The following is a 10,879-nucleotide window of genomic DNA, read 5'->3' as shown; positions in this document are numbered from 1 at the left end:
GGAATGGATTAAAACTTATTCTTTGCTTCCCGGAATTTTGTCCGTTCCGATATTTGCCGCAATTCCTTTGGGCATGTTTTTAAGCTCTTCAAATAATTCTAACGACAATAAGAAAAAAAATATTAAATCTCTCTATCCTTCAAAAGTCCTTATTTGTTTCGGTTTGTTTCAATGCGCCGCTATGACTCAATCGGCAATAGGATACGCTACCAATATGTTTTTCAGCAAAGTAAATCCTCAATTAAATATGTATAGAACTTTCGGATACGAATTGTCGGCGGGATTTGCGGGAGGACATGGACTCGCCGCCTCTACGGGAAAATTGCTTGAAAGTTTTGGAATTCCTCAATACGAATGGGAAATCGCGCAGGGAGTCGCTATGACTACGGCAACGGTCGGATTAATCGGCGGAATGATTTTTGGAATTATATTTATAAATATTGCCGTTAGAAGAAACAAAACGAATATTATAAAAGCGATTAAAAAAAATAACGAAGATAAAAGTATGGAAGTCGGATATAATAAAGATATATCTAAACAAAACAGTTTGGGAAGAGAAACTTTTTTAAGCTCTTCTATAGAAACTATAACTTTTCATTTGGCGATTATTTTTGCAGTATGCGGAATAGCTTATATAGTTTTGAATTTCGTAAAAAGAATGAATATCGCAGGTTTGAATGTTCTTCCCGTATGGACTTATTCAATGATAATAATGTTCGCTTTGAATTTTCTAATAAAAAAAACGAATTTAACTTGGATGATTGACGCTAAAGTTAAGGCAAAAATCATGGGAACTTTAAGCGATTTTGCGATAGTTTCGGCAATAACGAGTTTACCGATAAAAGCGATAATGAATTATATCGCTCCAATAACCGTTATGTGCATATTGGGTTTTATAATAACTTATTTGCTCGTTTTCCCGCTCGGCGATTTTTTCTTTAAACATGATTATTCTTTTGAAAGAGCGATTGTGTCTTGGGGAACTTTGACGGGCGTATTGACAACGGGAATGATATTATTAAAAATATGCGACCCCGAATATAAATCTCCCGCGTTAAGCGAATTCTCTCTCGGCTTTTCTTTAATGTCTATAACGGGGCTTTTAATCGTTCCTATATTGAATAATGTTTTGGCGAGAGGTTCGACTTTCGATAATTTTATTACCGCAATTATTTCGGCAATTTTATATTTCTCATTCGCTTTTACGATATTTTTGATAAATAAAAAATCATTTACTAAAAATTAATTTTATAGTATAATAAATTTAAAAAATTTTATAAAAAAGGAATAAATATATTATGAAACTTGAAGATTTAAAAAACGAAAAACTTAAATCTTGGATTAAAGAAATGGCGGATATGTGTCAACCTAAAGACATATATGTTTGCGATGGAAGTAGCGAAGAATACGACAGATGCATGCAAGAGCTTATCGATTTGGGACTCTCTCATCCGCTCAAAAAGAGAAAACATAGCCACTCTTTCAGAAGCGACCCTTCCGATGTGGCGAGAGTGGAAGACAGAACTTTTATAAGTTATCCAAACGAAATTGACGCGGGACCTACGAACCATTGGATGAACCCAGACGAATTAAAGAAGACGATGAAAGAGTTATATAAAGGTTCGATGAAAAATAGGACAATGTATGTTATTCCATTTTCTATGGGACCTGTCGGCTCTCCGATTGCTAAAATCGGCGTGGAGTTAACGGACAGCGCTTATGTTGTTTGCAATATGCATATAATGACGAGAGTCGGAACTAAAGTGTTGGATGTTTTAGGTTCAAACGGAGAATTTGTCCCTTGCTTGCATTCCGTTGGCGCTCCTTTAGCGGACGGAGAAAAAGACAAAAAATGGCCTTGCGCTCCGATAGAAAAAAAATATATTTCGCATTTTCCAGATGAAAATTTGATTTGGTCTTACGGTTCGGGCTACGGCGGAAACGCTTTGCTCGGAAAGAAATGTTTGGCTTTAAGAATTGCAAGCGCGATGGCAAGAAGAGAAGGATGGATGGCTGAACATATGCTTATATTGAGATTAACCAATCCAGAAGGAAAGAGATTTCATATAGCGGCGGCTTTTCCGAGCGCATGCGGTAAAACCAATCTTGCAATGCTTCAACCTACTATTAAAGGTTGGAAATGTGAAACTATAGGAGACGATATAGCTTGGATGAAAATTGGAGAAGACGGCAGGCTTTACGCGATAAACCCCGAAGCTGGATTCTTTGGAGTGGCTCCTGGGACTTCTTACGATTCTAACCCTATGGCTATGGATTCGATAAGAGAAAATACTATATTCACAAACTGCGTTGAAACGGACGATGGCGATGTATGGTGGGAAGGAATGAGCGAACCTCCAGCGCATGGTAAAGATTGGAAAGGAAACGATTGGACTCCAGCAAGTCCAGATAAAGGCGCTCATCCAAACGCTAGATTTACAGCCCCAGCGAAACAATGCCCTATAATTTGCGCGGACTGGGAAGACCCTAAAGGAGTGCCTATAGATATATTTATTTTCGGAGGAAGAAGAGCTTCCGTTATGCCTTTGGTTCATGAATCTTATAATTGGGACCACGGCGTATTTATGGGTTCTACGGCTGCAAGCGAAACTACGGCGGCTAATATAGGTTCGGTTGGCGCTTTGAGATTCGACCCTTTCGCTATGCTTCCTTTTGCAGGCTATAATATGGGAGATTATATGAATCACTGGCTTGAAATGGGAGATAAATTGGGAGATAAAGCCCCTAAAATCTTTTATGTAAATTGGTTTAGAAAGAATGCGGACGGAAAATGGTTGTGGCCAGGATTCGGAGACAATTCGAGAGTTCTAAAATGGATGTGCGAGAGAGTCGAAGGAAAAATTGACGCTAAAGACACTCCTATTGGAAGAATGCCAAAAGACGGAGATTTGGATTTGACGGGATTAAAAATTGACGAAGCGGATTTCAAAGAGCTTATGAGAGTGGATATCGAAGCTTGGAAAAATCAGGCAAACGAAATAGAAAATCATTATTCTAAATTCGGCGACAGACTTCCTCAAAGACTAAAAAAACAACTTGAAGAATTAAGAGCGAGATTGAGTAAATAAATTTAGAATAAAAACGATAAAAAATAAATAATTATAAGCCGCTGATTTTAATTAATCGGCGGTTTTTTATTTGTCATTGCGAGCGTAAGCGTGGCAATATTCTCTGTGCAAATTGCTTCGGCGGTGGCTTAGCAATGACGAATTTTTATTTTACAATTTTTGCTATATAAATTGTAAAAATTATGTTGACTTTTATTAAAAAATAAGTTAGACTATAAGAAATTACAAAATGAGGATGAACGATTATGTCAGTATCACAATTAAATATGGAAACTTTTGATGCGGCGGTGTCAGAAGATAAAGCCACATTAATAGATTTTTTTGCAGAATGGTGCGGACCTTGTAAAATGCAAACTCCAATTCTGCATAAATTTGCGGACGAGCATTCGGATAAAATGAATTTCGGAGCGGTTAATGTGGACGAAGCCGAAGAGATTGCCGTTAAATACGAGGTTCAATCTATTCCTACATTGATGGTTTTCAAAAACGGAGAGGTTGTTAAAAGAGCCGAAGGCATGAAAAACGAGAGCCAATTAAAAGATTGGTTAAAAGAATATCTATAAATTAAACTAAATATGCAAACCTAATTTTTTATACAATTAGGTTTGCGTTATGTTAATTTATTAAATATTATTCTAAAAATTAAAGGGGTAGAAATGTTTAGCAATAATATTTTAATCGAAAGATTATCAAACAGATTCAAAATATCGGAAAAAGAAATTAAAGATTCTATACAATATATATTTTCTGAAATAGCTTCTCTCGTAGTCGATGGAAAAGTATTTTATATGTATGATTTGGGATTTATTTATGCGGATAAAGAAGCTAATCTAATTTTTAGAAATGCGGATATTGCTTTTGACGCTTCTTTGGAAACCATTACTATAAAATATTTAGGAAGAACGGCTTTTTACGAAGCTATATTCGAAACGATGAGGCATATTATAGACAACGGCGGTATAATATATATAGAAGATTTTGGAACTTTCTCTTATAAAGACGGATATGTTCATTTTGACTGTTCGGATAGTTTAAGTTATTTGATTGAAGAAAGATTCGATAAAGTAAATAAAATAACTTCAACAATTTTAACTAAAAAACTTTCAAGCAGATTTAAAAAGAGCAAAACGGAAGTTATAGATTTGATAAATCAATTATTTAAAAAAATAACTTTATCGGTTATAGATAGCAAAGTCTTTCATATATACGATTTGGGATTTATTTATGTCGACAAAAATTGCAAATTAGTTTTCAGAAGCGCCGATATAGGTTTTGACGAATCGATAAACGATATAGCGGATACTAATAATAAAAAAGAAATGTATGAAACGATATTGGAAACGATAAGGCATGCGGTCGATAACGGCGAAAAAGTTTATATAGAATGTTTCGGTGCTTTCTTTTATAATGACGGATATATAAAATTTGAACCCGATGAAATATTGCTTTATGTGGTTGATAAGAGATTCAATATAAAAAAACTTATAAATAATATATCAAACGAATTGGACGGTTTCTATTCGGATAAAAATATCTTGGAAAGTAAAACTGAAAAATACAAATCTATGAAAGAATATACAGAATCTGAATTATTGGATATAAACAATTTTGAAAAAGATTTTTTTTCAAATGAAAATATTAAAAAGAGTAAAAAAGCTATAAATAAGGGGATAAATATAGCTCCCGTTCTAATTACCGCCATATTTATAGTTGCAATAGCGTTTATTACCGTATTTTTTATAACTTATCCTAATTCGAATAAAAATTTAATTTACGGTATAGATAATAAAAAATTAGAAAATATAGTTGACGAATATTTTAATAATATAGATTCAAAAGAATTATTGACTTATAAGTTAACTTCCGATATGTATTATTGGGATATATCGAAAGAATTATATGACGATTTTACATATTGGGCTTTAATATACCCTTATAACAAAAGATACAAAGCGGACGCCATTATTAAAAAAGGAAGTTCGATTCGTTATAAAGATATTCGAAAAAATATTCAATCTCAAACCGATAGCAATGAAACTCCTACTATAGAAGATATTAAATATTTTTATAATACTTTGTCGAAATCGTTTTTATTATTATATCCAGATTTTATTAGCGCAAAAAAGGACGGGCATGCATTATGGACTTTGAAATTATCTTACTATTATGATAAAAATGTGTTTATGACTAATTCGAATATTGTCCCAGATAAAGTTTATTCGAATGTATTGGCAAATAATGACGGCATGGGAAGCTTTTATTCTCAATTTTCAAAATATAATAAATTGAACGGAAATATAGTTTCGTCCTTTATGGCGGTTATAAAATAAAAAAAGAAAATAAATTATTAGGAAAATTTAAAGTGAAAGTCGTAAGTATAGAAGAAGTAATAAATATAGACAAAAAAACTATAGAAAAAATTCCTTCGATTCTTCTTATGGAACATGTCGCAAGCGAAATTTTTTATTTGCTTCTTAAAAGGCATAGAAAAACTTTATATAATAAAACCGTTCACATATTTTCATCGGTTGGAGGAAACGGCGGAGACGGACTTGCAATAGCGAGATATTTAATAAAAAACGGCTATGATACGAAAGTTTATCTAACGGGAAATATAGACAGAGTAAATAAAGACACCTACATCAATTTTAATATTTTAAAAGATATGAATGTCAATGTCGTATATTTGGCGAGCGAGGAAAAAGTATTTGAAGTAACCCAAAATATTGAAGAAGGAGATATTGCCATAGATTCTTTATTCGGCACGGGCGGGAACAGAGCTTTAGCGGAAAAAGAAAAATTATTAATAGACAAATTGAATTCTCTAAATATTATAAGAATAGCGATTGATATGCCTTCGGGTTTGCAATCAAAAATAAACGATTATGACAATATAAATACATGTTTTAAAGCGCATGAAACCTATACTATATGTTTTGCAAAAGATATATTCTTTTTATACAAAACGAGAGAATATATTGGAAAATTATTTATTATAAAATCAATATTCCCAAAAGAGATACTCGACAATGCGGAATATAAGGCTTTGCTAATAAACCATAACGAAAAAATAAATATCGAAAGAAGCGCTTTTTTTAGCAAAAGAGAACAGGGAAACCTTGCAATAATAGCGGGAAGTTCGGATTATGTGGGAGCGGCGGTTTTATCCGTTAAAGCGGCTTACAGAAGCGGAGTAGGTTATATAAGGCTTTATGTTCCAAAAGGAATTGAAAAAACTATAAAAAATATAATCATCTCTCAAATGCCAGAAGCGATTATTATCGGAGTGGGCGAAGAAAATCAAAAATATTTTACGGAAAGCGATATTGCTATTGCAAACGATATAAATAAAAGCGATGCTTGTATAATAGGTTCGGGAATTGGAAGAGATATTTCTACGGAAGTTTTTATCAATTCAATTTTAAAACAAATCAATATTCCTACCGTTGTAGACGCGGACGCTTTATATTTAATGTTTCAAAATACTTTGGAAGAACTGCCCGAAAATTTTATATTAACTCCTCATATATACGAATTTGAAAAATTAACGGGGATAAATCATATAGAAGCTTTGGAAAATCCTTATAACGCGCTTTCGATATTCAGAGAAAAAACTAAAGCCTCTATAATCTTAAAAGACGCTATAAGTTTTTTTATGAAAGATAATCAAATATTTATAAATTATAACCCGACTATTTCAATGGGAAAAGCGGGAATGGGCGATGTTTTGGCGGGATTTGTAGGCTCGTTTCTTGCAAGAAAATTGGATATTACTGAAGCCGTAAAATTGGCTCTAACAATTCAGGAAAAAAGTTTTGAATATGCGGCAAAAAGATTTGGAAACGACTTCGTTCAGCCGAAAGATTTATGCTTTTACGCGAGCAAAATATTAAAAAGGATTTAAAAATTGCCAAGAGAAGTTTACGACCCAAAAAATCCAGAACATGAATTCTACAATAAGAGAGAGCGAACGGTTTACAGAGAACCTCCAAAAGTAAAACCGAGTATGTTTTCTAAAAAAAGTTTTATGTTTTTATACGGCGCTTTTCTTACTTTTTTTGTGATTATATTTTTTATGATAAGATGGGGATTTTTGGATAATATTCCATTTTTCGCGTCTTTGAGAGTAGGGAATATTCCTTTGGAAGTTAAAATAAATAATATAGATTTTTACAAAAACGAAGAGGCGATTATTCCCACAATAGAAGTGAAGAATTTGAAATATACGAATAATATTAATATAAATAATTTGAAAGTAAATTATTCGTTATACAAAAACAATAGAAATAAGAATTTAATATTTAGCGGAAACGATAATTTTTACAATATTTCATTTCCAATCGGGCAAAGAATAGGTTTTAAAATTCAATTTGATAAAAATTATTGGAATAACGCGAACAGACTCGAAATCGTCTTAAACTTGGACGACAATTTAATTTGGACGAATAATATAAATATAAGCAAATTAAAAAAGTAATTTATCTTAATTTGATTATTATATCGACTCTTCTGTTTCTTCTTCTGCCTTCCGCCGTGTCATTTGAAGCTATTGGATTTTTATCTCCAAATCCGCTATGCGATACTATATTGGATTGAAGATTAGGCGAAATATAATCGGCAACCGCTTTAGCGCGATTTTCGGATAATATTTGATTATATTCCTCTTCCCCAACATTGTCGGTATGCCCTTGAACTATTATCTCTCTGCCCGAATAACTTCTATTAATGGCGTTTATGATTCTGTCTATAGTTTCTTTAGCTTCGTCTCTTAAAACATAAGAATCCGTATTAAATAAAATATCTCCAAGTCTCAATACGAAACCTTCGGGGACTGTGTCTACCGTAATATTTTCTCCCAAATTTTCTTCAAGCTCTCTCCTCTCTTCATCGTTATTTATAGGCATGTTTGCGTTTAAATCCCTCGATGGAGTATCGGATACATTTTCAAAAGCCGTTTTTTGAGCGCTTATAGCCATTGAAATAAGTAAAGCTCCGACTATAAAAACCGTGGATAAAACTTTTGTCGCCTTCGTTAAAGCGTCTCCTCTCTGGCTTCCCAATACGTTCGCTTGAGCGCTTGAAAATAATCCTTCCGCTTTTCCGCCCTGTATTATGATTAATAAAATCAAAAGTATGCATATTATGGAATAAACAACCATTCCTAATGTTACCAACGCGTTCATAATTTATATTCCTTAGATTAATTTTTTATTAAATACCTTATATTTTTATTTTATCTTTATTTTGTATTGAGTAATTATATAGTTTTATATAAAATTTTTCAATAGCTTTTTAAGTAAAATCTTATTATTTTATTATCGTATTAATATATAAAATAAGGGCTGCCGAATTAACGACAAGCCCTTAAACTTATTCTCGCTTTAATAATGATATAATTTTTCTACATTATTTTTTTGGCACGATACTTGAAGAATTAATTTGGAATGCCAAATCCCACAATTCCCACGGTCTCCAATTCTTCCAAAGTTCGGATACATGCGTAATCTTTGACATTATAGTTTCTGGTCTTTGTTCATAATATCCGTTTCCTTGTCCTATATATCTGAAGCCGTTAATGGTAGAATTATATATTTCAAATCCGTATTCGCTTCCGTTTACGACATGCCCAGGATTCAATACCACTATATCGTATTCGCCTGGCATTCTTGTTTTTACGAAATTACAACCTTGAAATAGATTAACTCCATCGTCTCCCCATTTGCTTAATTCGAGCGAATGTGTAGTCAACTTATAAAGTCCAGCTATCGCGTAAGCGCCTTTAGTGTCGTTACCGCATCTATGCTGTATTATCACGCCTTGAACGAATTCTTTCAATACCTTATTAGGATATTTGTTCCAATATAAGTTAGCGTTTTTATCAAAGAAGAAGAACCAGCCGTTATCTTTTCTCTGTCTATTTCTTATAATAAATTCTTTTCCGCTATGAGATTCCATCTTCATCATTTTCTTCCACAACGCGCTCAAAGTATCGGTATCCAAATAAGACACATTCGTATATTTCCACTCGCCTTCGGCTCCTATTCCAGAAAACGGAGCGTAAACTCTATACATAAAACTCTTATGCCATCTTGAAACATAAGTATCATCAGGCACGACATTCGTAACATATTCCGTCACATAAGAGATTTTATCTATATAAACATAATTGGTCTCTACTTTTCCCTTATTCGTAATATATATGGTTTCTTCAATCAATTTTCCCGGTATAATCACTCTGTTGGTTATATAGTCTATTCTTTCGTTTGTCACATGTATAACATTCGTAACCCATACTATATTTGTAAGTAAGCTGCCGCTTGGGTCTAAAGGTCCCGTTTGAGAAGCCCTTACATTGAATTCGTTTTCTTCATCCGCAGGAAAAGTAGATTTTTGTTGTTTCATACAAGCGATTAAGCCTATCGTCATTATTCCTATCATTAAGAATAAGAATAATGTTTTCCAATTAAATCTTTTATATTTCTTTGTCATATTATGCCTCCAATCTTTATTTTCTTTATATTCTATATTGTTTGTCATAATCTGTCCTCCTCGAATTAGCGTTTCATAATTTTGAAAGACAAATCATACAATTCCCAAGGTCTGTAATTCTTCCAAAGTTCGGATACATGCGTAATCTTTGACATATAAACTTCAGGTCTTTCTTCATAATATCCGTTTCCTCCTTGAGAATATCTGAAATTGTCATAGCCAGAAGTATTATATATTTCAAGTCCGTATTCGCTTCCGTTTACGACATGCCCAGGATTCATAACGACTATATCGTATTCGCCATCCACTCTTTCTATTCTGAAATTATAACCTTGAAGAAGATTAACTCCCGTATCGTCCCATCCTCTCAATACTGATGAAGGTTTAGTCAATCTATAAAGTCCCGCAATAGCGTAATGTCCTTTAGTGTCGTTTCCGCATATATGCCTAATTATTATACCTTGAACGAATTTTTTCAATATTACATCGGATTTATCATTCCAAATAATATTTTTGCTCCAGATAATATCTGCATTTTCGTCAAAGTAGAAATATGTTCCAGTTCCTCTATTTCTTATAACTAATTCTTGTCCAGAAAAGGATTTCATTTTCATCATATTCTTCCACAACGCGCTTAAAGTATCGGTATCCATATAAGACACATTCGTATATTTATATTCTCCTTCGGGTCCTATTCCAGAAAACGGAGCGTAAACTTTATACTTCATACTATTATGATATCTTGAAACATAATATTTTGGGTCGGGCGTTAAATTCGTAATTATCTCTATTTGATTTGTAATTATCTTTTCGATATACACATAATTGGTATAGATTATGTCTTTTTCATTTATAATATTCGTCTTATAGATTATCCAGTTTGTATGATATTCTCTATTCGTAATAAATATAGTGGTAAATTTTTTATTCGTTATATAGTTGGTAATGTAGTTTGTTATAGTGGTAATTACATTACCGTCATCGCCAATTAAACCCGTATCTTCGTCAATCTCCGTGCTGAAATCATTCACAGGCAATTGGCTTCTTTTTTTACAAGATACTACTCCCGCTACCATTACTATCGCTATTAATACTAATAACAATACCTTAAATTTAAGTTTTAAACATCTCTTTGTCATAGGATTCCTCCTGAAAATAAATAACTTTATAAGGGATTTCTTAATCCCTCTATATATAAGATAGTAATTTTTTAAAAAAAGTCAACAATTTTTTTTATTTTTTTTATAAATTCATTGATTTTGTTTATTAATTTTTGAAAATTTGGGCAATTTAGTTAACAT

The 10,879-nt window shown here is 32.7% G+C and carries 8 protein-coding genes and 2 pseudogenes; 6 read left to right on the top strand and 4 right to left on the bottom strand.

Going from position 1 to position 10,879, the window contains the following annotated elements; genetic code table 11:
* The 6 genes from EZH24_RS02940 to EZH24_RS02915 all read left to right on the top strand — a co-directional run.
* The coding region (locus EZH24_RS02940; RefSeq protein WP_137997638.1) for a sodium/glutamate symporter family protein at window positions 1–1,246 on the top strand (1,246 nt) is incomplete at its 5' end.
* Between the two features lie 52 nt (window positions 1,247–1,298).
* Window positions 1,299–3,089 carry a phosphoenolpyruvate carboxykinase (GTP) gene (locus EZH24_RS02935; RefSeq protein WP_137997637.1) on the top strand — a complete coding sequence of 597 codons (1,791 nt, stop codon included), beginning with the start codon at window positions 1,299–1,301 and terminating at the stop codon, window positions 3,087–3,089.
* Window positions 3,090–3,334: 245 nt separating this feature from the next.
* The gene (trxA, locus tag EZH24_RS02930; RefSeq protein ID WP_137997636.1) at window positions 3,335–3,652 is read left to right on the top strand and encodes a thioredoxin; all 318 of its coding nucleotides are present in this window, start codon (window positions 3,335–3,337) and stop codon (window positions 3,650–3,652) included.
* A gap of 93 nt (window positions 3,653–3,745) precedes the next feature.
* Complete coding sequence (locus EZH24_RS02925) at window positions 3,746–5,419, top strand: hypothetical protein (RefSeq protein ID WP_137997635.1); 1,674 nt, start codon at window positions 3,746–3,748, stop codon at window positions 5,417–5,419.
* Between the two features lie 32 nt (window positions 5,420–5,451).
* Window positions 5,452–6,993, top strand: coding sequence for an NAD(P)H-hydrate dehydratase (locus tag EZH24_RS02920; RefSeq protein ID WP_137997634.1), 1,542 nt, complete (start codon window positions 5,452–5,454; stop codon window positions 6,991–6,993).
* Window positions 6,994–6,996: 3 nt separating this feature from the next.
* The gene (locus EZH24_RS02915) at window positions 6,997–7,566 is read left to right on the top strand and encodes a hypothetical protein (protein WP_137997633.1); all 570 of its coding nucleotides are present in this window, start codon (window positions 6,997–6,999) and stop codon (window positions 7,564–7,566) included.
* Window position 7,567: 1 nt separating this feature from the next.
* Here EZH24_RS02915 and EZH24_RS02910 read toward each other — a convergent pair.
* The 4 genes and pseudogenes from EZH24_RS02910 to EZH24_RS02900 form a co-directional block, all read right to left on the bottom strand.
* Window positions 7,568–7,873: pseudogene (locus EZH24_RS02910) on the bottom strand (OmpA family protein); the annotation flags it as partial.
* Between the two features lie 138 nt (window positions 7,874–8,011).
* Window positions 8,012–8,272 (bottom strand): annotated as a pseudogene (gene secG / locus EZH24_RS14995) (preprotein translocase subunit SecG); the annotation flags it as partial.
* Window positions 8,273–8,495: 223 nt separating this feature from the next.
* Window positions 8,496–9,626 carry a hypothetical protein gene (locus EZH24_RS02905; protein WP_137997632.1) on the bottom strand — a complete coding sequence of 377 codons (1,131 nt, stop codon included), beginning with the start codon at window positions 9,624–9,626 and terminating at the stop codon, window positions 8,496–8,498.
* A 17-nt stretch (window positions 9,627–9,643) separates the two neighbouring features.
* Window positions 9,644–10,717, bottom strand: coding sequence for a hypothetical protein (locus EZH24_RS02900; protein ID WP_137997631.1), 1,074 nt, complete (start codon window positions 10,715–10,717; stop codon window positions 9,644–9,646).
* Between the last annotated feature and the right edge of the window lie 162 nt (window positions 10,718–10,879).

The sequence above is a fragment of the Brachyspira catarrhinii genome (assembly GCF_005518285.1).
GTDB classification, from domain to species: domain Bacteria; phylum Spirochaetota; class Brachyspiria; order Brachyspirales; family Brachyspiraceae; genus Brachyspira; species Brachyspira catarrhinii.
This window is presented reverse-complemented; position numbering and strand designations above follow the sequence as displayed.